Annotated in this window: 19 protein-coding genes and 1 pseudogene; 18 read left to right on the top strand and 2 right to left on the bottom strand. The window is 61.5% G+C overall.

Annotation, left to right across the window (positions count from 1 at the left end; all coding sequences use genetic code 11):
- The first annotated feature begins 8 nt into the window (after nucleotides 1–8).
- The 7 genes from mnmA (at nucleotide 9) to aceA (ending at nucleotide 7700) form a co-directional block, all read left to right on the top strand.
- Nucleotides 9–1133 carry a tRNA 2-thiouridine(34) synthase MnmA gene (gene mnmA, locus AC3A5O_RS07495; protein WP_122568506.1) on the top strand — a complete coding sequence of 375 codons (1125 nt, stop codon included), beginning with the start codon at nucleotides 9–11 and terminating at the stop codon, nucleotides 1131–1133.
- Nucleotides 1130–1753, top strand: coding sequence for a high frequency lysogenization protein HflD (gene hflD, locus AC3A5O_RS07490; RefSeq protein WP_060741554.1), 624 nt, complete (start codon nucleotides 1130–1132; stop codon nucleotides 1751–1753). Before mnmA ends, hflD begins: the two co-directional genes overlap by 4 nt.
- 123 nt (nucleotides 1754–1876) lie before the next feature.
- Nucleotides 1877–3247: an adenylosuccinate lyase gene (gene purB, locus AC3A5O_RS07485; RefSeq protein ID WP_053123194.1), complete on the top strand. Its 1371-nt coding sequence runs from the start codon at nucleotides 1877–1879 to the stop codon at nucleotides 3245–3247.
- Nucleotides 3248–3331: 84 nt separating this feature from the next.
- Nucleotides 3332–4498 (top strand): ribosomal protein uL16 3-hydroxylase, encoded by a 1167-nt coding sequence (locus AC3A5O_RS07480; protein WP_122568505.1) that lies wholly within the window; start codon nucleotides 3332–3334, stop codon nucleotides 4496–4498.
- Nucleotides 4491–4916, top strand: a complete 426-nt coding sequence (locus AC3A5O_RS07475; RefSeq protein ID WP_018609216.1) for a GNAT family N-acetyltransferase — start codon at nucleotides 4491–4493, stop codon at nucleotides 4914–4916. The genes AC3A5O_RS07480 and AC3A5O_RS07475 overlap by 8 nt, the downstream gene beginning before the upstream one ends.
- Before the next feature lie 241 nt (nucleotides 4917–5157).
- The gene (locus AC3A5O_RS07470) at nucleotides 5158–5919 is read left to right on the top strand and encodes a secretin N-terminal domain-containing protein (RefSeq protein WP_305467624.1); all 762 of its coding nucleotides are present in this window, start codon (nucleotides 5158–5160) and stop codon (nucleotides 5917–5919) included.
- Nucleotides 5920–6374: 455 nt separating this feature from the next.
- A complete protein-coding gene (gene aceA / locus AC3A5O_RS07465; protein ID WP_014337679.1) occupies nucleotides 6375–7700 on the top strand; it encodes an isocitrate lyase in 1326 nt (441 codons plus the stop codon).
- A gap of 112 nt (nucleotides 7701–7812) precedes the next feature.
- On the opposite strand, the gene AC3A5O_RS07460 is transcribed toward aceA, so the two are convergent.
- Both AC3A5O_RS07460 and AC3A5O_RS07455 read right to left on the bottom strand, forming a co-directional pair.
- The gene (locus AC3A5O_RS07460; protein ID WP_436278763.1) at nucleotides 7813–8517 is read right to left on the bottom strand and encodes a methyl-accepting chemotaxis protein; all 705 of its coding nucleotides are present in this window, start codon (nucleotides 8515–8517) and stop codon (nucleotides 7813–7815) included.
- 201 nt (nucleotides 8518–8718) lie between these two features.
- Nucleotides 8719–9600, bottom strand: a pseudogene (locus AC3A5O_RS07455) (methyl-accepting chemotaxis protein); the annotation flags it as partial.
- Between the two features lie 1004 nt (nucleotides 9601–10604).
- Between AC3A5O_RS07455 and AC3A5O_RS07450 the strand changes: the two are divergent.
- The 11 genes from AC3A5O_RS07450 to nuoL all read left to right on the top strand — a co-directional run bounded on the left by AC3A5O_RS07450 (nucleotide 10605) and on the right by nuoL (nucleotide 22509).
- On the top strand, nucleotides 10605–11018 hold the full coding sequence (locus AC3A5O_RS07450; RefSeq protein WP_003203367.1) for an NADH-quinone oxidoreductase subunit A: 414 nt from the start codon (nucleotides 10605–10607) through the stop codon (nucleotides 11016–11018).
- A gap of 10 nt (nucleotides 11019–11028) precedes the next feature.
- A complete protein-coding gene (locus tag AC3A5O_RS07445; RefSeq protein ID WP_003180065.1) occupies nucleotides 11029–11703 on the top strand; it encodes a NuoB/complex I 20 kDa subunit family protein in 675 nt (224 codons plus the stop codon).
- 73 nt (nucleotides 11704–11776) lie between these two features.
- Nucleotides 11777–13561 (top strand): NADH-quinone oxidoreductase subunit C/D, encoded by a 1785-nt coding sequence (nuoC, locus tag AC3A5O_RS07440; RefSeq protein WP_060741548.1) that lies wholly within the window; start codon nucleotides 11777–11779, stop codon nucleotides 13559–13561.
- Between the two features lie 2 nt (nucleotides 13562–13563).
- Nucleotides 13564–14061 (top strand): NADH-quinone oxidoreductase subunit NuoE, encoded by a 498-nt coding sequence (gene nuoE, locus AC3A5O_RS07435; RefSeq protein ID WP_018609201.1) that lies wholly within the window; start codon nucleotides 13564–13566, stop codon nucleotides 14059–14061.
- Nucleotides 14058–15416 carry an NADH-quinone oxidoreductase subunit NuoF gene (gene nuoF / locus AC3A5O_RS07430; RefSeq protein ID WP_122568502.1) on the top strand — a complete coding sequence of 453 codons (1359 nt, stop codon included), beginning with the start codon at nucleotides 14058–14060 and terminating at the stop codon, nucleotides 15414–15416. Before nuoE ends, nuoF begins: the two co-directional genes overlap by 4 nt.
- 141 nt (nucleotides 15417–15557) lie before the next feature.
- Nucleotides 15558–18272 carry an NADH-quinone oxidoreductase subunit NuoG gene (nuoG, locus tag AC3A5O_RS07425; RefSeq protein ID WP_305467627.1) on the top strand — a complete coding sequence of 905 codons (2715 nt, stop codon included), beginning with the start codon at nucleotides 15558–15560 and terminating at the stop codon, nucleotides 18270–18272.
- Nucleotides 18269–19276 carry an NADH-quinone oxidoreductase subunit NuoH gene (nuoH, locus tag AC3A5O_RS07420; RefSeq protein ID WP_092196998.1) on the top strand — a complete coding sequence of 336 codons (1008 nt, stop codon included), beginning with the start codon at nucleotides 18269–18271 and terminating at the stop codon, nucleotides 19274–19276. The genes nuoG and nuoH overlap by 4 nt, the downstream gene beginning before the upstream one ends.
- A gap of 11 nt (nucleotides 19277–19287) precedes the next feature.
- Nucleotides 19288–19836, top strand: coding sequence for an NADH-quinone oxidoreductase subunit NuoI (gene nuoI / locus AC3A5O_RS07415; protein WP_003180051.1), 549 nt, complete (start codon nucleotides 19288–19290; stop codon nucleotides 19834–19836).
- Nucleotides 19837–19845: 9 nt separating this feature from the next.
- Entirely contained in the window at nucleotides 19846–20346 is a 501-nt protein-coding gene (gene nuoJ / locus AC3A5O_RS07410) for an NADH-quinone oxidoreductase subunit J (RefSeq protein WP_003180049.1), read from the top strand.
- Between the two features lie 4 nt (nucleotides 20347–20350).
- Nucleotides 20351–20659 (top strand): NADH-quinone oxidoreductase subunit NuoK, encoded by a 309-nt coding sequence (nuoK, locus tag AC3A5O_RS07405; protein WP_003180046.1) that lies wholly within the window; start codon nucleotides 20351–20353, stop codon nucleotides 20657–20659.
- Complete coding sequence (gene nuoL / locus AC3A5O_RS07400; protein ID WP_122568500.1) at nucleotides 20656–22509, top strand: NADH-quinone oxidoreductase subunit L; 1854 nt, start codon at nucleotides 20656–20658, stop codon at nucleotides 22507–22509. Before nuoK ends, nuoL begins: the two co-directional genes overlap by 4 nt.
- Nucleotides 22510–22525 lie beyond the last annotated feature (16 nt).

The following is a 22525-nucleotide window of genomic DNA, read 5'->3' as shown; positions in this document are numbered from 1 at the left end:
GAATTCCTATGCGTGATCCAGCCCCTTCTGACACACCCAAGAAGCGCGTCATTGTCGGCATGTCCGGCGGCGTGGACTCTTCCGTTTCCGCCCTTCTGCTGATCGAGCAGGGTTATGAGGTGGAAGGCCTGTTCATGAAGAACTGGGAAGAAGACGACGGAACCGAATACTGCACCGCCATGGATGACCTGGCGGACGCCCAGGCCGTGTGCGACAAGATCGGCATCAAGCTGCACACCGCCAACTTCGCCGCCGAGTACTGGGACAACGTGTTCGAGCACTTCCTGGCCGAATACAAGGCCGGGCGCACGCCGAACCCGGACATCCTCTGCAACCGCGAAATCAAGTTCAAGGCGTTCCTCGACTACGCCATGATGCTCGGCGCCGACCTGATCGCCACCGGCCACTACGTGCGCCGTCGCGACATCGACGGCCGCACCGAACTGCTCAAGGGCCTGGACCCAAACAAGGACCAGAGCTACTTCCTGCATGCCGTCGGCGGCGAGCAGATCGCCAAGACACTGTTCCCGGTAGGTGAACTGGAAAAGCCCGAAGTGCGCGCGATCGCCGAAAAACACCAGCTCGCCACCGCCAAAAAGAAGGATTCCACCGGGATCTGCTTCATTGGCGAGCGCCGTTTCAGCGATTTCCTCAAGCAATACCTGCCAGCCCAGCCAGGCGAGATCAAGACCACCGAAGGTGAAGTCATCGGCCGTCACCATGGTCTGATGTACCACACCATCGGCCAGCGCCAGGGCCTGGGCATCGGTGGGCTGAAAGACGCTGGGGAAGAGCCGTGGTACGTGCTGGTCAAGGACCTGGAACACAACGAGCTGATCGTCGGCCAGGGCAACGACCATCCCTGGCTGTTTTCCCGTGCCCTGCTCGCCTCCGACATCTACTGGGTCAACCCGATCGACCTCAGCGCACCACGCCGCCTGACGGCCAAGGTTCGCTACCGCCAGAGCGACCAGCCCTGCACCCTGGAAAAAACCGCCACAGGCTACCGTGCCACCTTCGACGACCCGCAGCGGGCGGTCACACCCGGCCAGTCGGTGGTGTTCTACGACGGCGACATCTGCCTGGGCGGCGGCGTGATCGAAGTCGCAGAGCCCTGGAGCAGCAAGGCATGAACCCCATCCAGGAACAACTGACGGCATTGGGCGGCGTGTTTCTCGCCGCCGTGCTGGTGGACAGGATCGCCAAGACCGGCCAGGCCACCGAAGCGGGCGTGGCCTGCATGCTCGGCAGCCTGCTGGTTCGCGACCCCAAGGACACCCTGGAAGTCTATGGCGGCGACGACCTGAACCTGCGCGAAGGCTATCGTGCGCTGATCGGCGCCCTGGAGCGCGATCCCAGCGCCTTGCAACGCGAGCCGCTGCGCTATGCCCTGTCGATGCTGGGCCTTGAACGCCAGTTGGCCAAGCGCGACGACCTGCTGGAGACCATCGGCAAACGCTTGCCGCAGATCCAGTCCCAGGTCGAGCACTTCGGCCCGGCTCACGAAAACGTCGTCGCGGCCTGCGGTTCGCTGTACCAGGACACCCTGAGCACCTTGCGCCAGCGCATCCAGGTGCATGGCGACATGCGCAACCTGCAACAGCCGAGCAATGCCTCGAAGATCCGCGCCCTGCTGCTGGCCGGGATTCGCTCGGCACGGCTGTGGCGGCAGTTGGGTGGCCATCGCTGGCAACTGGTGATCAGCCGACGCAAATTGCTGAAAGAGCTTTACCCGTTGATGCGCAACGAATAAGTCGCCTCAACCCATTTTTTAGCTTGTTACGCGTAACACGCCGGTCAGTTGGCGACGGACCGGCGATTGTTTTCATGTATGATACGCGCCCCATTTCGTTGCCCGACTGTCCGAGAACACCCTATGCAGCTCTCTTCGCTCACTGCGGTTTCCCCTGTTGACGGCCGCTACGCCGGCAAAACCCAGGCCCTGCGCCCGATTTTCAGCGAGTACGGCCTGATCCGTGCCCGCGTCCTGGTTGAAGTGCGCTGGCTCCAGCGCCTGGCCGCCCACCCTGCCATCGGCGAAGTGCCGGCGTTCTCGGCCGAAGCCAACGCGGTGTTGAACGCCCTGGCCGAAAACTTCGTGCTGGAACACGCCGAGCGCGTCAAAGAGATCGAGCGCACCACCAACCACGACGTCAAGGCCATCGAATACCTGCTCAAGGAGCAGGCGGCCAAGCTGCCGGAGCTGGCCAATGTCAGCGAGTTCATCCACTTTGCCTGCACCAGCGAGGACATCAACAACCTGTCCCACGCCCTGATGCTGCGCGAAGGCCGTGATGAAGTGATGCTGCCCCTGATGCGCCAGACCGCCCAGGCCATCCGCGAACTGGCGATCCGCTTCGCCGACGTGCCGATGCTGTCGCGCACCCACGGTCAACCGGCATCGCCGACCACCCTGGGCAAGGAGCTGGCGAACGTGGTCTATCGCCTGGAGCGCCAGATCGCCCAGGTGGCCGCCGTGCCGCTGCTGGGCAAGATCAACGGCGCCGTGGGCAACTACAACGCCCACCTGTCGGCCTACCCGGACATCGACTGGGAAGCCAATGCCCGCGCCTTCATCGAAGACGAGCTGGGCCTGAGCTTCAACCCGTACACCACCCAGATCGAACCGCACGACTACATCGCCGAGCTGTTCGATGCAATCGCCCGTTTCAACACCATCCTGATCGACTTCGACCGTGACATCTGGGGCTACATCTCCCTGGGTTACTTCAAGCAGCGCACCATCGCCGGCGAAATCGGTTCCTCGACCATGCCGCACAAGGTCAATCCGATCGACTTCGAAAACTCCGAAGGCAACCTGGGCATCGCCAACGCGCTGTTCCAGCACCTGGCGAGCAAACTGCCGATCTCCCGCTGGCAGCGCGACCTGACTGACTCCACCGTGCTGCGCAACCTGGGCGTGGGTTTTGCCCACAGCGTCATTGCCTACGAAGCCAGCCTCAAGGGCATCAGCAAGCTGGAACTGAACGAACAGAAAATCGCCGCCGACCTGGACGCCTGCTGGGAAGTCCTGGCCGAGCCGATCCAGACGGTGATGCGCCGCTACAACATCGAGAACCCATACGAAAAACTGAAAGAGCTGACCCGTGGCAAGGGCATCAGCCCTGAAGCGCTGCAGACTTTCATCGATGGCCTGGACATGCCTGCCGAGGCCAAGGCGGAGCTGAAGAAGCTCACGCCGGCCAGCTACATCGGCAACGCGGCGGCACAAGCCAAGCGCATCTGATCCACGGCTTTACCTTTGAGACGCCCGGCCGCGCCGGGCGTTTTTATTCGCGTCTGAAAAGTATATTTTTTCAATAGGTTACACATGAATCCTGATATTCCTCTGCAACTCCTGGGCGGCATCACGGCACGGGAGTTCCTGCGCGACTACTGGCAGAAAAAACCCCTGCTGATCCGTCAGGCGATTCCTGACTTCCAAAGCCCGATCGATGCCGATGAACTGGCTGGCCTGGCCTTGGAAGAAGAAGTCGAATCGCGCCTGGTGATCGAGCACGGCGAGCGTCCCTGGGAACTGCGTCGCGGCCCATTCGCCGAAGACGAATTCAGCAAGTTGCCGGAGCGCGAGTGGACCCTGCTGGTGCAGGCGGTCGACCAGTTCGTGCCGGAAGTCAGCGAACTGCTGGAGAACTTCCGCTTCCTGCCGAGCTGGCGCATCGACGATGTGATGATCAGCTTCGCCGCCCCGGGTGGTAGCGTGGGTCCGCATTTCGATAACTATGACGTGTTCCTGCTGCAGGGCCATGGCCAGCGCAACTGGAAGATCGGCCAGATGTGCGACTCCGAAAGCCCGCTGCTGCAGCACGCAGACCTGCGCATCCTCGCCGACTTCGAAGCCACCGACGAGTGGGTCCTTGAACCGGGCGACATGCTCTACCTGCCGCCGCGCCTGGCGCACTGCGGCGTGGCCGTGGACGACTGCATGACCTACTCGGTCGGCTTCCGCGCGCCGAGCGCCGCCGAAGTGCTGACCCACTTCACCGACTTCCTCAGCCAGTTCCTGCCGGACGAAGAACGCTACACCGATGCCGACGCGCGCCCGGTGGCCGACCCGCACCAGATCCAGCACGACGCCCTCGACCGCCTCAAGGGCCTGCTGGCCGAGCACATGAGCGACGAACGCCTGCTGCTGACCTGGTTCGGCCAGTTCATGACCGAGCCGCGCTACCCGGAACTGGTGGTGGGCCCGGAACTGGAAGAAGACGACCTGCTGGCCAGCCTGGAACAAGGCGCCGTGATCATCCGCAACCCGAGCGCGCGCCTTGCCTGGTCGGAAGTCGATGATGACCTGCTGCTGTTCGCCAGCGGCCAGAGCCGTTACCTGCCGGGCAAGCTGCGCGAATTGCTGAAGATGATCTGTGCCGCCGACGCCCTGCACATCGAGAACCTTGGCCCGTGGTTGGCCGACGAAGACGGTCGCGGCCTGGTCTGCGAGCTGGTCAAGCAAGGCAGCCTGGGGTTCGCCGATGAATAAAATTCACGTTCGTGTCGCAGACTGGCAAAAGGATAACGCCGAGATCCGGCGCATTCGTGAGACCGTGTTCATCGCCGAGCAGTCCGTTCCGCCCGAGCTGGAATGGGATGCCGATGACCAGAGCGCAGTGCATTTCCTGGCGTTCGAAGGCGATTTTCCCATTGGCACCGCTCGCCTGCTGACTGACGGTCACATCGGCCGAGTCTCGGTCCTCAAGGACTGGCGCGGCCTGAAGGTGGGCGATGCGCTGATGCATGCGGTGATCGCAGAAGCCGAGAAGCGTGGGCTCCAGCAGCAGATGCTCAGCGCCCAGGTGCATGCCACGCCGTTCTATGAGCGGTTGGGGTTTGCGGTGGTCAGCGAGGAGTTCCTGGAAGCCGGAATTCCTCATGTGGACATGGTTCGCCATTCGGCCTGACACCGCAGCGCAGCCATCGCGAGCAAGCTCGCTCCCACAGGGACCTGCGGTGAACAGAGATTTCGTGTACATCACTATTCCAATGTGGGAGCGAGCTTGCTCGCGATGAGGCCCTGAAGAACACCACAAAACGCCCCGCCATCCTCCGATGCCGGGGCGTTTTGCCGTCTACCATTCAACTTGCCCCACCCCAGGCCGACAAACTGGCAATATCAAGCCTTTGTCTCGCGGAGAAATGGACATGTCCTTACGCACCCTGCTGACCACCCTGCTGCTCGGCTGCAGCCTGTCGGTCATGGCGGACACGCAAATCGTGCCGCTGAACTACCGCACCAGCGCCGACCTGTTGCCGGTGGCACAGAATTTCATCGGCAAGGACGGCCAGGTCAGCGCCTACGGCAACCAACTGATCGTCAACGCCGAGCCGGGCAAGATCGAAGAACTCCGGCAATTCCTCGCCCAACTGGACACCGCCCCCAAGCGCCTGCTGATCACGGTCGACACCAACGAAAACAACCTGCAGGGCAACCAGGGTTACTCGGTCAACGGTGCAGCCCCCAGCCAGACCCGCATCATCAACCGCAGCACCGCCAGCCGTGACGGCGGCGTGCAGCAGGTGCAGGCCAGCGAGGGCCAGCCAGCGCTGATTCAGGTGGGCCAGAGCGTGCCGTTCACCAGCAACCAGACCGACAACTACGGGCGCATGCAAAGCCAGACCGAATACCGCAACGTCACCCAAGGTTTCTATGTCACGGCCAGCGTCACCGGCGAGACCGTTCATCTGAGCATCAGTACCAACCGTGACCGTATGAGCCAGGAACGTCCAGATGTAGTGAACGTTCAGAGTACCGACACAACTGTCAGCGGACGCCTGGGCGAATGGATCACCCTGGCCGGCGTGAATCGCCAGACTCAGGCCGACAAACAAGGCCTGACCCGCAGCTACTCGACCCAGGGCCGCGATGACATGATTTTGCGGGTCAAGGTCGACACCCTGAACTGAAGCACCAAAAACTGACTGATGAGTCGTATTAGACCAAAGATGTAGTGCTATAAAAAAAGCACTACAAAACGTTTGACGAGCCAAAAAACCGAAGGCATGATGGCCTCGCTCCCGCTAATCAGGGGCCCTGGCAAGGGCCTTCGGGTCGACGCTTGCAACTACCCTGCGAGCCGATTCGTGTCTGTACCGCCCACAAGGTGTGTTTGACGAGGTTGCGACTGGAACGAAGTTGTCCCGAGGGACGGAAGCGTAACTAGGTAACCCGGCATCACTCTGAGTTCGTATCAAGGCCCACGACGCCCGAATGCGCCCGCAGTTCGCCCCTACCTGCTCACTTTCCCCTCGAGCCCATCGTTCTTCCCGTCGCCGCCCCGCCTGAACCGACTTGTACGCCAACCCCTGGTCGGCAGGAGCAGGAATTTTCCACCAAGACCTATGCGACGAGGTTTATCTCCATGGCACTGACACGCGAACAGCAAATTGCAGCCCTTGAAAAAGACTGGGCTGAAAACCCGCGCTGGAAAGGCGTGAAGCGCAATTATTCCGCTGCTGACGTCGTCCGTCTGCGTGGCTCGGTTCAACCTGAGCACACCTTTGCGAAAATGGGCGCCGAGAAGCTGTGGAACCTGGTCACCCAGGGCGCCAAGCCAGCCTTCCGTCCCGAGAAAGATTTCGTCAACTGCATGGGCGCCCTGACCGGCGGCCAGGCTGTGCAGCAAGTCAAGGCCGGCATCCAGGCGATCTACCTGTCGGGCTGGCAAGTGGCCGCGGACAACAACTCCGCCGAATCGATGTACCCCGACCAGTCGCTGTACCCGGTGGATTCGGTTCCAACCGTGGTCAAGCGCATCAACAACTCGTTCCGTCGCGCCGACCAGATCCAGTGGAAAGCCGGCAAGAACCCGGGCGACGAAGGCTACATCGACTACTTCGCGCCGATCGTGGCTGACGCCGAAGCTGGTTTCGGTGGTGTCCTGAACGCCTACGAGCTGATGAAGAGCATGATCGAAGCAGGCGCCGCCGGCGTTCACTTCGAAGACCAACTGGCTTCGGTGAAGAAATGCGGCCACATGGGCGGCAAGGTACTGGTTCCAACCCAGGAAGCCGTGCAGAAGCTGACCGCTGCTCGCCTGGCCGCCGACGTTGCCGGTGTACCGACCATCATCCTGGCCCGTACCGACGCCAACGCCGCCGACCTGCTGACTTCCGACTGCGACCCGTACGACCAGCCGTTCGTGACCGGTACCCGCACCCAGGAAGGCTTCTACAAGGTGCGCGCCGGCCTCGACCAGGCCATCGCCCGTGGCCTGGCCTACGCGCCGTACGCCGATCTGATCTGGTGCGAAACCGCCAAGCCGGACCTGGACGAAGCCCGTCGCTTCGCCGAAGCGATCAAAAAGGAATACCCGGACCAACTGCTGTCGTACAACTGCTCGCCTTCCTTCAACTGGAAGAAAAACCTGGACGACGCGACCATCGCCAAGTTCCAGCGCGAACTGTCCGCCATGGGCTACAAGCACCAGTTCATCACCCTGGCCGGCATTCACAACATGTGGCACAGCATGTTCAACCTGGCGCACGACTACGCCCGCAACGACATGACCGCCTACGTGAAACTGCAAGAGCAGGAGTTCGCTGACGCCGCCAAGGGCTACACCTTCGTGGCTCACCAGCAGGAAGTGGGCACCGGCTACTTCGACGACATGACCACCGTGATCCAGGGTGGCACTTCGTCGGTGACCGCACTGACCGGCTCCACCGAAGAAGAACAGTTCCACTGATCCTTGAGGTAAACGGCCCTTGCGGACCGAATAAAAGCTAACCGCAAAGCCGACGATCTGACGCCCCGACTGGTTCGGGGCTTTTTTTTGCCGGCTTTACCCGGTTCGCTTTTTACACCTTGAAATGACTGACCAACTGCTGCAACTGGTTGCCCAGGCGCGCCAGCTCGATGCTGGAGGCTGCGGTTTCTTCGCTGGCTGAGGCGGTCTGCTCGGATACATCGCGCACGCTCAGGATACTGCGGCTGATTTCCTCGGCCACCGAGCTTTGTTGCACCGCGGCGGCAGCAATCTGTTGGTTCATGGCCTGAATGCCAGAAACCGCCTGGGTGATGCTACCCAGAGATGTGCCGGCTTTGGATGCCAACGCCACGCTGCTGTCGGTCAGCTCGCGGCTATTTTGCATGATAGTCGATACCTGGCGCGTGCCGTTCTGCAAGCCCGCCACCAGGCTTTCAATCTCTTCGGTGGAATGCTGGGTACGCTGGGCCAACCCGCGTACTTCGTCGGCGACCACGGCAAAACCGCGCCCGGCGTCACCCGCGCGAGCGGCCTCAATGGCGGCGTTAAGGGCCAGCAAGTTGGTCTGCTCAGCCACCGCCCTGATCACGTCCATGATCTTGCCGATGCGCCCGCTTTCTTGTTCCAGCTCGTTCATGGCCTCGACCGAGCGCCCGACCTCGCTGGCCAAGCGCTCAATCTGAACGATGGCTTGCGCGACCACTTGGTCGCCAATACGGGCCTGTGCATCGGCCTCCGATGCGGCTGCGCGAGCTTGTTCGGCATTACGCGCGACTTCATGCACGGTGACCGACATTTCGTGCATGGCAGTCGCCACCTGATCGGTCTCGGTCTTCTGACTATTGACCCCGGCACTGGTCTGCTCAGTGACAGCCGATAGCTCTTCGGCGGCACTGGCGATTTGGGTGACGCCATCGCGGATGCCACCGATCAGATCGCGCAAGGTGATGCCCATGCGTTGAATACCCTGCTGCAAGGCACCCAGCTCATCACGACGGGTCACGATCATGTGTTGCGTGAGGTCGCCTGCTGCAATGCGATCGACCACAGCCAATGTGTCCTGCAACGGCCGTGTAATCTGGCGGGTGATGATCAAGGCGGCAAAAATCCCCAACAACATCGCCAAGGCCGTACAACTCAGCTGCAGGATGCGAGCCTGGGCGCTGTCTTCATCCCGGGAGACCAGTTGGCTGGCATACATTTCGTCAGACAGACGAGTGATGGTTTCACCTAAATCGACAGTGTCCTGCACGGCCTTGCCAATGGCCTGATTGCTGGCAGTGAAGTCCTGCACCGAACGGCGGTAAGCAATCAGCGCGGTTTCCAGCTGCTGGATGGTGTCGGCATAGGTCGAGCCGAAAGCGCTGTTGAGGGCTTCGATGCTCTTGAGCGCATTTTCGAGCTGGCGGGTGGCGGCTTGTTCGGTGGTGCTGTTGGGGTTGCCGGTATAGCCACGCACTTCATAACGCACCAGCGCCACGTCCTCTTTGGCCTTGAGGATTAGCTTATAAAGGTCAAAGCGGCGCTCATCCGAAGCGGGCATCGCTTCTACGTCACTGATGACCTTGGCAATCAGCGCAGCGCCCTTGACCGCATTGACGCCCATCTCCTTGCGCATGGCTGCGTCATTGCGATAAGCCTCGCGCATCGTATTCAGTGCCACTTGATACTGCGTGCTGGCCTGCTCGATCAGCGCAAGTTTTTTCTGGTTTTCAGGTTTTCTCAACTCGTTCGCGAGGCTTTTTTGCTTGGCGACAAACTGCTCCAGCGACGCCTGGATCATTGCCCCCTTTTGTTCATCGCCCCTGTCCAGCTGGTATTGCAAGCGAGCCCTGCGCAAGTGATCGAGACGGTTGCCGAGTTCGGTAATGCTGGTCATTCGATCCGTACGCTCGATCATTTTTCCCAGGCTGAACCAGCCGGTCGCGGCGAGGATAGCGGTCAGAATCAGCACAACGGCAAAACCCAAAGCCAGCTTGAGCATAACGCTCATATTCGCGATCCAAGAGTTCATGACATTCCTTTGGTTATCAGCCGCGAACGATGAAAACTGACGCGGTTTATCTGAGAAGGGGCGAGAATCCAATCAATATTGATATATATGATTAGATGAATGAGCCGCAAAGATAGCTATTTGCCATCAATCCTTCAAGGCTTTAAGCCTGGCCTCGTGCCGATTTTTGCTCGCAAGGCGGGTGTCGCTTAAACGCGAATCCCTTGGCCACAGGTTCTGGGTTGACTTGACCGTTCGACATTGAGCTGACGACCCTTGGTTTTTTCACCCGTTTTTTTTGAAGCGACCTACTCTGTAAGAGCAAGGCTGCACCTGTGGGAGCCAGGCTTGGCCGCGATGAACGATAAGGCAGTCTGCCTCGGGACCGCTTTGCCGGCATCGCGAGCAAGCTTGGTTCCCACAGGAGCAGCCCTCATGCCAATCCAACCTTCATCAAGACCTTCCCCACAAAACTTCGGCGCATGGATAGAAAAATTGATCGAACGCAGTATTGGGCAGTCCGAAAAGGAGTAAAACGTGCGGCGCTGACAATTGCAGTAGCGACGATGTAAGACAGCCCCTAAGACACAACACTAAGTGCAGCGCAGAAAAGCCGCCACAGATAACAATAATTATCATTTGGAAGTCATTATCATTGTTACATCCGCACGAAATATTATTGATCAATAGCCGGCCAACGCCCACGGGGCCGGGGCCGCAGGGTCCTGGGAGAGCGCTATGTCCTTATTCCAATAAATAATTTCGCTATAGGAATTTTACTTGCCCGGTGTTTAGCCATAAAATCACCGCGATTGATTGCTGCGACATATCGTCACTGCGTTATTTCATTCAAGCTCAGAGACCTTTGCTCTCTGTTAAGGATTTCCAGCATGTCCGAAGCGACAGGACTCATGGCCCACAATTGGGGCTTTGCCATTTTCCTTCTGGGCGTTGTTGGCCTGTGTGCTTTCATGCTCGGCGTTTCGAGCCTGCTTGGGTCAAAAGCCTGGGGCCGCAGCAAAAATGAACCGTTCGAGTCCGGCATGCTGCCTACCGGTGGCGCCCGCTTGCGGCTCTCAGCCAAATTCTATCTGGTCGCGATGCTGTTCGTGATCTTCGATATCGAAGCCCTCTTTCTCTTTGCATGGTCTGTGTCCGTCCGCGAAAGCGGCTGGACCGGATTCGTCGAAGCTCTCGTTTTCATAGCAATTCTGTTGGCAGGTCTTGTCTACCTTTACCGGGTGGGGGCACTTGATTGGGCTCCGGAAGCTCGGCGCAAGCGGCAAGCGAAGCTGAAACAATGAGGCTTTGGCAATGCAATACAATCTCACCAGGATCGACCCCGATGCTCCTAACGAGCAGTATCCGATTGGCGAACGGGAAACCGTCGCCGATCCGTTAGAAGATCAAGTCCACAAAAACATCTTCATGGGCAAGCTCGAAGACGTGCTGAACAGCACGGTCAACTGGGGTCGCAAGAACTCCCTGTGGCCGTACAACTTCGGCCTTTCGTGCTGCTACGTGGAAATGACCACCGCCTTCACGGCGCCCCACGACATCGCGCGCTTTGGCGCCGAGGTGATCCGGGCATCGCCGCGCCAAGCGGATTTCATGGTTATCGCCGGTACCTGCTTCATCAAGATGGCGCCGATCATCCAGCGTCTCTACGAGCAAATGCTCGAGCCCAAGTGGGTCATCTCCATGGGGTCGTGCGCCAACTCCGGTGGCATGTACGACATCTACTCTGTCGTTCAAGGGGTGGACAAGTTCCTGCCCGTGGACGTCTACGTGCCCGGCTGCCCCCCTCGCCCTGAAGCGTTCCTGCAAGGCTTGATGCTGTTGCAGGAGTCGATTGGCCAGGAGCGTCGCCCTCTGTCCTGGGTCGTTGGCGACCAAGGCGTCTATCGCGCCGAGATGCCCTCGCAAAAGGAACAGCGCCGCGAACAGCGTATCGCAGTCACCAACCTGCGCAGCCCCGACGAAGTCTGATCCAGCTCTGCTTCTGTACAAGAAACGAGAACCTGGCTTCATTCTTTACGTTGACCGAAAGCGATAAATAACCATGACTACAGGCAGTGCTCTGTACATCCCGCCTTACAAGGCAGACGACCAGGATGTGGTCGTCGAACTGAACAACCGTTTTGGCCCCGAGGCGTTCACCGCCCAGCCGACCCGTACCGGCATGCCGGTGCTTTGGGTCGCCCGCGCCAAACTCGTCGAAGTCCTGACTTTCCTGCGCAACCTGCCCAAGCCGTACGTCATGCTCTATGACCTGCACGGCGTGGACGAGCGCCTGCGCACCAAGCGTCAAGGGCTGCCCGACGGCGTCGACTTCACCGTGTTCTATCACCTGATGTCGATCGAACGTAATAGTGACGTGATGATCAAGGTCGCCTTGTCCGAGAGCGACCTCAGCGTACCGACCGTGACCGGCATCTGGCCGAACGCCAACTGGTACGAGCGTGAAGTGTGGGACATGTACGGGATCGACTTTCCCGGCCACCCGCACCTGACCCGCATCATGATGCCGCCGACCTGGGAAGGTCACCCGCTGCGCAAGGACTTCCCGGCCCGTGCCACCGAGTTCGACCCGTTCAGCCTGTCCCTGGCCAAGCAACAACTCGAGGAAGAAGCCGCGCGCTTCAAGCCTGAAGACTGGGGCATGAAGCGCTCGGGCGCCAACGAGGACTACATGTTCCTCAACCTGGGCCCGAACCACCCTTCGGCCCACGGTGCGTTCCGCATCATCCTGCAGCTGGACGGCGAAGAGATCGTCGACTGCGTGCCGGACATCGGCTACCACCACCGTGGCGCCGAGAAAATGGCCGAGCGCCAGTCCTGGCACAGCTTCATCCCGTACACCGACCGTATCGACTACCTCGGCGGCGTGATGAACAACCTGCCGTACGTGCTGTCGGTGGAGAAACTGGCCGGGATCAAGGTCCCGGAGAAGGTCGACGTCATCCGCATCATGATGGCCGAGTTCTTCCGTATCACCAGCCACCTGCTGTTCCTGGGTACCTACATCCAGGACGTCGGCGCCATGACCCCGGTGTTCTTCACCTTCACCGACCGCCAGAAGGCCTACACGGTGATCGAAGCCATCACCGGTTTCCGCCTGCACCCGGCCTGGTACCGTATCGGTGGCGTGGCCCACGACCTGCCACGCGGCTGGGAAAAGCTGGTCAAGGACTTCGTCGAGTGGATGCCCAAGCGCCTGGACGAATACACCAAGGCCGCCCTGCAGAACAGCATCCTCAAGGGTCGTACCATCGGGGTCGCCGCCTACAACACCAAGGAAGCCCTGGAATGGGGCGTCACCGGTGCCGGCCTGCGCTCCACCGGTTGCGACTTCGACCTGCGCAAGGCGCGTCCTTACTCCGGCTACGAGAACTTCGAATTCGAAGTACCGCTGGCCGCCAACGGTGACGCCTACGACCGCTGCATGGTTCGCGTCGAGGAAATGCGCCAGAGCATCAAGATCATCGACCAGTGCCTGCGCAACATGCCGGAAGGCCCGTACAAGGCGGATCACCCGCTGACCACGCCGCCGCCCAAAGAGCGCACGCTGCAGCACATCGAGACCCTGATCACGCACTTCCTGCAGGTTTCGTGGGGCCCGGTCATGCCGGCCAACGAGTCCTTCCAGATGATCGAAGCGACCAAGGGCATCAACAGTTATTACCTGACGAGCGATGGCGGCACCATGAGCTACCGCACCCGGATTCGCACCCCAAGCTACCCGCACCTGCAGCAGATCCCTTCCGTGATCAAAGGCAGCATGGTCGCGGACTTGATCGCGTACCTGGGTAGTATCGATTTCGTTATGGCCGACGTGGACCGCTAAGCATGAACAGCACGCTTATCCAGACTGACCGTTTCGCCCTGAGCGAAACCGAGCGCTCGGCCATCGAGCACGAGCTGCATCACTACGAAGACCCGCGCGCGGCGTCGATCGAAGCCCTGAAGATCGTCCAGAAGGAACGTGGCTGGGTGCCCGACGGCGCGCTCTACGCCATCGGCGAGATCCTCGGCATCCCGGCCAGCGACGTCGAAGGCGTCGCCACTTTCTACAGCCAGATTTTCCGCCAGCCAGTAGGCCGTCACATCATTCGTGTCTGCGACAGCATGGTCTGCTACATCGGCGGCCACGAATCTGTCGTCAGCGAGATCCAAGGCAAGCTGGGCATCGGCCTGGGCCAAACCACCGCCGACGGCCGCTTCACCCTGCTGCCGGTGTGCTGCCTGGGCAACTGCGACAAGGCACCGGCGCTGATGATCGACGACGACACCTTCGGTGACGTCCAGCCTGACGGCGTCGCCAAACTGCTGGAGGGCTACGTATGACCCTGACTTCCTTCGGGCCCGCCAACCGCATCCAGCGTTCGGCCGAAACCCACCCCCTGACCTGGCGTCTGCGTGACGACGGCGAAGCGGTGTGGCTGGACGAGTACCAGGCCAAGAACGGCTACGCCGCCGCGCGCAAGGCCTTCGCCGACATGGCCGGCGACGACATCGTCCAGACCGTGAAAGACTCCGGCCTCAAGGGTCGCGGCGGTGCGGGCTTCCCCACCGGCGTGAAGTGGGGCCTGATGCCCAAGGACGAATCCATCAACATCCGCTACCTGCTGTGCAACGCGGATGAAATGGAACCCAACACCTGGAAGGACCGCATGCTGATGGAGCAACTGCCCCATCTGCTGATCGAAGGCATGCTGATCAGCGCCCGTGCGCTGAAGACCTACCGTGGCTACATCTTCCTGCGCGGCGAATACACCACCGCCGCCAAGCACCTGAACCGTGCCGTGGAAGAAGCCAAGGCCGCCGGCCTGTTGGGCAAGAACATCCTGGGCTCCGGTTTTGATTTCGAGCTGTTCGTCCACACCGGCGCCGGGCGCTACATCTGCGGTGAAGAAACCGCGCTGATCAACTCCCTCGAAGGCCGACGCGCCAACCCACGTTCCAAGCCGCCCTTCCCTGCCGCCGTCGGCGTGTGGGGCAAACCGACCTGCGTGAACAACGTCGAGACCCTGTGCAACGTACCGGCGATCATCGCCGACGGCGTAGACTGGTACAAATCCCTGGCCCGCGACGGCAGCGAAGACATGGGCACCAAGCTCATGGGCTTCTCCGGCAAGGTCAAGAATCCCGGCCTGTGGGAACTGCCATTCGGCGTCACTGGCCGCGAACTGTTCGAAGACTACGCCGGCGGCATGCGCGACGGCTACAAACTCAAGTGCTGGCAGCCCGGCGGCGCCGGTACCGGTTTCCTGTTGCCGGAACACCTGGACGCCCAAATGTACGCCGGCGGCATCGCCAAGGTCGGCACCCGCATGGGCACCGGCCTGGCCATGGCGGTAGACGACAGCGTCAACATGGTCTCGTTGCTGCGCAACATGGAAGAGTTCTTCTCCCGTGAGTCGTGCGGCTTCTGCACCCCTTGCCGCGATGGCCTGCCGTGGAGCGTCAAGCTGCTGCGAGCCATTGAAAACGGCGAAGGCCAGGCCGGCGACATCGAGACCCTGCTGGGTCTGGTGGGTTTCCTCGGCCCAGGCAAGACCTTCTGTGCTCACGCACCGGGTGCCGTGGAGCCGTTGGGCAGCGCGATCAAATACTTCCGCCCTGAATTCGAGGCCGGCATCGCGCCAACCCGCGCGGGCGACCTCAATCAGGTGGTCACGCCGACCATGGTCGGCGCGTAATGACGCTTTAAAAGGCGAAGGGTCCGTGCCCTTCGCCTTTCGTCCGATGACGCCTTTTACCCAGGCTGTTTGGATTCGGACGAACAACAAGATTCCATTAGCCACGCCCGCTGACACCGGGCCAACGAAGAACTTTGAACCATGGCCACTATCCACGTAGACGGCAAAGAGCTCGAAGTCGATGGCGCAGACAACCTGTTACAGGCATGTCTGTCCCTGGGCCTCGACATTCCTTATTTCTGCTGGCACCCCGCCCTTGGCAGCGTAGGCGCCTGTCGCCAATGCGCGGTCAAGCAGTACACCGACGAAAACGACAAGCGTGGTCGGATCGTCATGTCCTGCATGACCCCCGCCACCGACGGCAGCTGGATCTCCATCGACGACGAAGAAGCGAAAGTGTTTCGCGCCAGCGTCGTCGAATGGCTGATGACCAACCACCCTCACGACTGCCCGGTCTGTGAGGAAGGCGGCCACTGCCACCTGCAAGACATGACCGTGATGACCGGCCACAACGAGCGCCGTTATCGCTTCACCAAGCGCACCCACCAGAACCAGCAACTGGGGCCATTCATCTCCCACGAGATGAACCGCTGCATCGCCTGCTACCGCTGCGTGCGCTTCTACAAGGACTACGCCGGCGGCACCGACCTGGGCGTATTCGGCGCCCACGACAACGTGTACTTCGGTCGCGTTGAAGACGGCACCCTGGAAAGCGAGTTCTCCGGCAACCTCACCGAGGTCTGCCCGACCGGTGTGTTCACCGACAAGACCCACTCCGAGCGCTACAACCGCAAGTGGGACATGCAGTTCTCGCCGAGCATCTGCCATGGCTGCTCCAGCGGTTGCAACATCTCCCCGGGTGAGCGCTACGGTGAACTGCGTCGCATCGAAAACCGCTTCAACGGTTCGGTCAACCAGTACTTCCTGTGTGACCGTGGCCGTTTCGGCTATGGCTACGTCAACCGCACCGATCGTCCACGCCAACCGCTGCTGGCCAATGGCGCCAAGCTGAGCCTGGACGAAGCGCTGGACAAGGCCGCCGAGCTGCTGCGCGGACGCAACATCGTCGGCATCGGTTCTCCACGGGCCAGCCTGGAAAGCAACTACGCCCTGCGTGAGCTGGTCGGCGCCGAGCACTTCTACAGTGGCATCGAAGCCGGCGAGCTGGAACGCATCCGCCTGGTGCTGCAAGTGCTCAAGGACAGCCCGCTGCCCGTGCCGACGATGCGCGACATCGAAGACCACGACGCGGTGTTCGTCCTTGGCGAAGACCTGACCCAGACCGCCGCCCGCATGGCCCTGGCCCTGCGCCAGTCGGTCAAGGGCAAGGCCGAGGACATGGCCGACGCCATGCGCGTGCAGCCGTGGCTCGACGCCGCCGTGAAGAACATCGGCCAGGACGCACTGAACCCGCTGTTCATCGCCAGCCTCGCTGAAACCAAGCTCGACGACGTGGCCGAAGAATGTGTCCACGCCGCCCCGGACGACCTGGCCCGCATCGGTTTCGCCGTGGCCCACGCCCTGGACGCCAGCGCCCCGGCCGTCGACGGCCTGGACAGCGAAGCGGCCGCCCTCGCCCAACGCATTGCCGACGCCCTGCTGGCGGCCAAGCGCCCATTGATCATCGCCGGCACCTCCCTGGGTTCCAAAGCCTTGATCGAAGCCGCCGCCAACATTGCCAAGGCCTTGAAGCTGCGTGAGAAGAACGGTTCCATCAGCCTGATCGTGCCGGAAGCCAACAGCCTCGGCCTGGCCATGCTCGGTGGCGAATCGCTGGACGCGGCCCTGCAAGCGGTGATCGACGGCAGCGCCGACGCCATCGTCGTGCTGGAAAACGACCTCTATACCCGCACCGACAAAGCCCGGGTGGACGCCGCCCTGAACGCCGCGAAAGTGCTGATCGTCGCCGACCATCAGAAAACCGCCACCACCGACCGCGCCCACCTGGTGCTGCCGGCGGCAAGCTTCGCCGAAGGCGACGGTACGCTGGTCAGCCAGGAAGGTCGCGCCCAACGTTTCTTCCAGGTGTTCGACCCGACTTACCTGGACGCCAGCATCCTGGTCCACGAAGGCTGGCGCTGGCTGCATGCCCTGCGCGCCACCCTGCTGGACCAGCCGATCGACTGGACGCAACTGGACCACGTCACCGCCGCCGTCGCTTCGAGCAGCCCGCAACTGGCGCGCATCGTCGATGCCGCGCCATCGGCCGCGTTCCGCATCAAGGGCCTGAAACTGGCGCGCGAACCGCTGCGCTACTCCGGTCGCACCGCCATGCGCGCCAACATCAGCGTCCACGAACCACGGACCTCCCAGGACAACGACACGGCGTTCTCGTTCTCCATGGAAGGTTACTCGGGCTCCGCCGAACCGCGCTCGCAAGTGCCGTTCGCCTGGTCGCCGGGCTGGAACTCGCCGCAGGCCTGGAACAAGTTCCAGGACGAAGTCGGTGGTCACCTGCGTGCCGGTGATCCGGGCACCCGCCTGATCGAAAGCCAGGGCGATGGCCTGAGCTGGTTCGCCAGCGTGCCACGCGCCTTCAACCCGGCACCGGGCACCTGGCAGGTCGTGCCGTTCCATCACCTGTTCGGCAGCGAAGAGAACTCTTCCAAGGCCGCACCGGTGCAGGAACGTATCCCGGCCGCCTACGTGTCGCTGGCCAAGTCCGAAGCCGATCGCCTGGGCGTCAACGACGGCGCCCTGCTGAGCCTGAACGTGGCCGGCCAGACCTTGCGTCTGCCGCTGCGCATCAATGAAGAACTGGGCGCTGGCCTGGTGGCCCTGCCGGCTGGCCTGGCGGGTATTCCACCGGCGATTTTCGGCAAAACCGTCGACGGTCTGCAGGAGGCAGCGCAATGAGCTGGTTCACCCCTGAAGTGATCGATGTGATCCTGACGGTCCTCAAGGCCATCGTGATCCTGCTGGCCGTGGTGGTCTGCGGCGCGTTGCTGAGCTTCGTCGAACGTCGCCTGCTGGGCTGGTGGCAGGACCGCTACGGTCCGAACCGCGTTGGCCCGTTCGGCATGTTCCAGATCGCCGCCGACATGATCAAGATGTTCTTCAAGGAAGACTGGACACCACCGTTTGCCGATAAGGTGATCTTCACCCTGGCACCGGTGGTGGCCATGAGCGCCTTGCTGATCGCCTTCGCGATCATCCCGATCACCCCGACCTGGGGCGTGGCGGACCTGAACATCGGCCTGCTGTTCTTCTTCGCCATGGCCGGCCTGTCGGTGTACGCGGTGCTGTTCGCCGGCTGGTCGAGCAACAACAAGTTCGCCCTGCTGGGCAGCCTGCGGGCCTCGGCCCAAACCGTGTCCTACGAAGTGTTCATGGGCCTGGCGCTCATGGGCATCGTGATCCAGGCCGGCTCGTTCAACATGCGCGACATCGTCGAGTACCAGGCCCAGAACCTGTGGTTCATCATTCCGCAGTTCTTCGGTTTCTGTACCTTCTTCATCGCCGGCGTGGCCGTGACTCACCGTCACCCCTTCGACCAGCCGGAAGCGGAACAGGAACTGGCCGACGGTTACCACATTGAATATGCCGGCATGAAATGGGGCATGTTCTTCGTCGGTGAATACATCGGCATCATCCTGATCTCGGCACTGCTGGTGACGCTGTTCTTCGGTGGCTGGCACGGTCCGTTCGGCATCCTGCCGCAACTGTCCTTCGTCTGGTTCGCCCTGAAGACCGCGTTCTTCATCATGCTGTTCGTCCTGCTGCGCGCCTCGATCCCGCGCCCACGCTACGACCAGGTGATGGACTTCAGCTGGAAATTCTGCCTGCCGCTGACCCTGATCAACATGCTGGTGACCGCTGCGATCGTTTTGATGAACGCGCCTGCGGCCGCGGTTCAGTGAGGATTTGACCCATGTTCAAATATATTGGCGACATCGTTAAGGGTACCGGTACCCAACTGCGAAGCCTGGTCATGATCTTCGGCCATGGCTTTCGCAAGCGCGACACCCTGCAATACCCGGAAGAGCCGGTCTACCTGGCGCCCCGCTACCGTGGCCGCATCGTCCTGACCCGCGACCCCGACGGCGAAGAACGCTGCGTGGCCTGCAACCTGTGCGCCGTGGCGTGCCCGGTGGGTTGCATCTCGCTGCAGAAAGCTGAAACCGAAGACGGTCGCTGGTACCCGGACTTCTTCCGCATCAACTTCTCGCGCTGCATTTTCTGCGGCCTCTGCGAGGAAGCGTGCCCGACCACCGCGATCCAGCTCACGCCGGATTTCGAAATGGCCGAGTTCAAACGTCAGGACCTGGTGTACGAGAAAGAAGATCTGCTGATTTCCGGTCCCGGTAAAAACCCTGATTACAACTTCTATCGTGTTGCAGGTATGGCCATTGCCGGTAAGCCAAAAGGCGCCGCGCAGAACGAAGCCGAACCGATCAACGTGAAGAGCTTGCTGCCTTAAGGAAGAAAGATGGAATTCGCTTTCTATTTCGCATCGGGTATCGCGGTGGTGTCCACGCTTCGTGTGGTCACCAACACCAACCCTGTGCACGCCCTGCTCTACCTGATCATTTCGCTGATCGCCGTGGCCATGACCTTCTTCGCCCTCGGCGCGCCGTTCGCCGGTGCCCTGGAAGTGATCGCCTACGCCGGCGCCATCATGGTGCTGTTCGTGTTCGTGGTGATGATGCTCAACCTCGGCCCGGCCGCGGTCCAGCAGGAACGCTCCTGGCTCAAGCCCGGCATATGGGCGGGGCCGGTGATCCTGTCCGCCCTGTTGCTGGGTGAACTGCTGTATGTGCTGTTCGCTCACCAGAGCGGCCAGGCCATCGGCCACACCACCGTAGGCGCCAAGGCCGTGGGCATCAGCCTGTTCGGTCCGTACCTGCTGGTGGTCGAACTCGCCTCGATGCTGCTGCTTGCCGCAGCCGTCACGGCGTTCCATTTGGGCCGTAACGAGGCGAAGGAGTAATCACATGCCTGCTATCCCTCTCGAGCATGGTCTGGCGGTTGCCGGCATCCTGTTCTGTCTCGGTCTGGTCGGCCTGATGGTCCGCCGCAACATTCTGTTCGTGCTGATGAGCCTGGAGGTCATGATGAATGCCTCCGCCCTGGCCTTCATCGTCGCGGGCGCTCGCTGGGCACAGCCGGATGGACAGATCATGTTCATCCTGGTGATCAGCCTGGCAGCCGCCGAGGCCAGTATCGGCCTGGCGATCCTGTTGCAGCTGTATCGCCGCTTCCACACTCTCGATATTGACGCTGCCAGCGAGATGCGCGGATGAACCTTCTCTTCCTGACTTTCATATTTCCCCTTGTCGGTTTCCTGCTGCTGTCGTTCTCCCGTGGACGCTGGTCGGAAAACCTCTCGGCCCTGGTTGGCGTGGGCTCCATCGGCCTGTCTGCCATCGTCACGGCCTACGTGATCTGGCAATTCAACGTCGCCCCGCCGGAAGGTGGCCGGTACGTGCAGGTGCTGTGGCAGTGGATGGCGGTGGAAGGCTTCACGCCGAACTTCGCCCTGTATCTGGACGGCCTGTCGGTGACCATGCTCGGCGTGGTGGTCGGCGTGGGTTTCCTGATCCACCTGTTCGCCTCCTGGTACATGCGTGGTGAAGCCGGTTACTCGCGCTTCTTCGCCTACACCAACCTGTTTATCGCCAGCATGCTGTTCCTGGTGCTCGGCGATAACCTGTTGTTCCTGTACTTCGGCTGGGAAGGCGTGGGCCTGTGCTCGTACCTGTTGATCGGTTTCTACTACAGCAACCGCAACAACGGGAACGCCGCACTCAAGGCGTTCATCGTGACCCGGATCGGCGACGTGTTCATGGCCATCGGCCTGTTCATCCTGTTCCAACAACTGGGCACGCTGAACATCCAGGAACTGCTGGTCAAGGCACCCGAGCACTTCAAGGTCGGCGACTTCTGGATCGTCTTGGCGACCCTGATGCTGCTGGGCGGTGCCGTCGGTAAATCCGCGCAACTGCCGCTGCAAACCTGGTTGGCGGACGCGATGGCCGGCCCTACCCCGGTCTCGGCACTGATCCACGCCGCGACCATGGTGACCGCCGGTGTCTACCTGATCGCCCGTACCCACGGCCTGTTCGCCCTGGCGCCGGACATCCTGCACCTGGTGGGCATCGTCGGCGGTGTGACCCTGGTGCTGGCCGGTTTTGCCGCCCTGGTACAGACCGACATCAAGCGCATCCTCGCCTACTCGACCATGAGCCAGATCGGCTACATGTTCCTGGCCCTGGGCGTCGGTGCCTGGGAAGGCGCGATCTTCCACCTGATGACCCACGCCTTCTTCAAGGCCCTGCTGTTCCTTGCCTCCGGTGCGGTGATCGTCGCCTGCCACCACGAGCAGAACATCTTCAAGATGGGCGGCCTGTGGAAGAAACTGCCGCTGGCCTATGCCAGCTTCATCGTCGGCGGCGCGGCCCTGGCGGCCCTGCCACTGGTCACCGCCGGTTTCTACTCCAAGGACGAAATCCTCTGGGAAGCGTTCGCCAGCGGTAACCAAGGCCTGCTGTATGCCGGCCTGGTGGGTGCGTTCATGACCTCGCTGTACACCTTCCGCCTGATCTTCATCGCGTTCCACGGTGAGGCCAAGACCGAAGCCCACGCCGGCCACGGCATTGCCCACTGGCTGCCACTGTCGGTGCTGATCGTGCTGTCGACCTTCGTCGGCGCCCTGATCACCCCACCGCTGGCCGATGTACTGCCGCAAAGCGTCGGCCATGCCGGCGGCGAAGCCAAGCACAGCCTGGAAATCGCCTCGGGTGCCATCGCCCTGGCCGGTATCCTGCTGGCCGCCCTGCTGTTCCTGGGCAAGCGTCGTTTCGTCACGGCGATCGCCAACAGCGGCATCGGGCGTTTCCTTTCGGCCTGGTGGTTCGCCGCCTGGGGCTTCGATTGGATCTACGACAAACTGTTCGTCAAGCCATACCTTGCGATCAGCCACATTCTGCGCAAAGACCCGCTCGACCAGACCATTGGCCTGATCCCGCGCATGGCCAAGGGCGGCCACACTGCCCTGAGCCGTACCGAGACCGGTCAACTGCGTTGGTATGCGGCTTCCATGGCGGCTGGCGCCGTGCTGGTTATCGGCGCCATCGTGCTGGTAGCGGTCTGATATGAACCTTGCGAAC

The sequence above is a fragment of the Pseudomonas sp. Soil_N_39 genome (assembly GCF_057655955.1).
This window is presented reverse-complemented; position numbering and strand designations above follow the sequence as displayed.

Coding starts and splice junctions, on each gene's coding strand:
- mnmA (WP_122568506.1), top strand. CDS start 9: ATGCGTGATCCAGCCCCTTCTGACACACCCAAGAAGCGCGTCATTGTC.
- hflD (WP_060741554.1), top strand. CDS start 1,130: ATGAACCCCATCCAGGAACAACTGACGGCATTGGGCGGCGTGTTTCTC.
- purB (WP_053123194.1), top strand. CDS start 1,877: ATGCAGCTCTCTTCGCTCACTGCGGTTTCCCCTGTTGACGGCCGCTAC.
- AC3A5O_RS07480 (WP_122568505.1), top strand. CDS start 3,332: ATGAATCCTGATATTCCTCTGCAACTCCTGGGCGGCATCACGGCACGG.
- AC3A5O_RS07475 (WP_018609216.1), top strand. CDS start 4,491: ATGAATAAAATTCACGTTCGTGTCGCAGACTGGCAAAAGGATAACGCC.
- AC3A5O_RS07470 (WP_305467624.1), top strand. CDS start 5,158: ATGTCCTTACGCACCCTGCTGACCACCCTGCTGCTCGGCTGCAGCCTG.
- aceA (WP_014337679.1), top strand. CDS start 6,375: ATGGCACTGACACGCGAACAGCAAATTGCAGCCCTTGAAAAAGACTGG.
- AC3A5O_RS07460 (WP_436278763.1), bottom strand. CDS start 8,517: ATGTCGGTCACCGTGCATGAAGTCGCGCGTAATGCCGAACAAGCTCGC.
- AC3A5O_RS07450 (WP_003203367.1), top strand. CDS start 10,605: ATGTCCGAAGCGACAGGACTCATGGCCCACAATTGGGGCTTTGCCATT.
- AC3A5O_RS07445 (WP_003180065.1), top strand. CDS start 11,029: ATGCAATACAATCTCACCAGGATCGACCCCGATGCTCCTAACGAGCAG.
- nuoC (WP_060741548.1), top strand. CDS start 11,777: ATGACTACAGGCAGTGCTCTGTACATCCCGCCTTACAAGGCAGACGAC.
- nuoE (WP_018609201.1), top strand. CDS start 13,564: ATGAACAGCACGCTTATCCAGACTGACCGTTTCGCCCTGAGCGAAACC.
- nuoF (WP_122568502.1), top strand. CDS start 14,058: ATGACCCTGACTTCCTTCGGGCCCGCCAACCGCATCCAGCGTTCGGCC.
- nuoG (WP_305467627.1), top strand. CDS start 15,558: ATGGCCACTATCCACGTAGACGGCAAAGAGCTCGAAGTCGATGGCGCA.
- nuoH (WP_092196998.1), top strand. CDS start 18,269: ATGAGCTGGTTCACCCCTGAAGTGATCGATGTGATCCTGACGGTCCTC.
- nuoI (WP_003180051.1), top strand. CDS start 19,288: ATGTTCAAATATATTGGCGACATCGTTAAGGGTACCGGTACCCAACTG.
- nuoJ (WP_003180049.1), top strand. CDS start 19,846: ATGGAATTCGCTTTCTATTTCGCATCGGGTATCGCGGTGGTGTCCACG.
- nuoK (WP_003180046.1), top strand. CDS start 20,351: ATGCCTGCTATCCCTCTCGAGCATGGTCTGGCGGTTGCCGGCATCCTG.
- nuoL (WP_122568500.1), top strand. CDS start 20,656: ATGAACCTTCTCTTCCTGACTTTCATATTTCCCCTTGTCGGTTTCCTG.